Origin of the sequence: Novacetimonas hansenii JCM 7643, from assembly GCF_000964405.1 — a bacterium.
GTDB lineage: Bacteria > Pseudomonadota > Alphaproteobacteria > Acetobacterales > Acetobacteraceae > Novacetimonas > Novacetimonas hansenii.
In genome coordinates this window covers 1-203 of the sequence record NZ_BANE01000375.1, presented here as the reverse complement: position 1 = coordinate 203, position 203 = coordinate 1, and the positions used below count along the sequence as shown (strand labels likewise).

1 protein-coding gene is annotated in these 203 nt (G+C 72.9%); it reads left to right on the top strand.

Annotated features, from left to right (window positions below):
- Positions 1 to 203 (top strand): hypothetical protein (locus B7G66_RS18030; RefSeq protein ID WP_048859433.1); only part of this gene is annotated, 203 nt, incomplete at both ends.

Here is a 203-nt window from a genome sequence, read left to right as displayed (position 1 = left end):
GCATTCACACCGCCCCCGGCATTGGCCGATGTCTCGCCCGATGCGGGGGTGGGACTGCTGGCCGGGGCGCTGGCCGAAGCACTGGAGGACGCGGCTACAGGTGCGCTCACGGGGGGCTTGGCGGGCACACTGGTCGCAGATGCAGCCGGGGTGGGGCTACGCGGGACCGGTGGAGGGAGTGGTGCGGAAGATGTCGCCGCCGC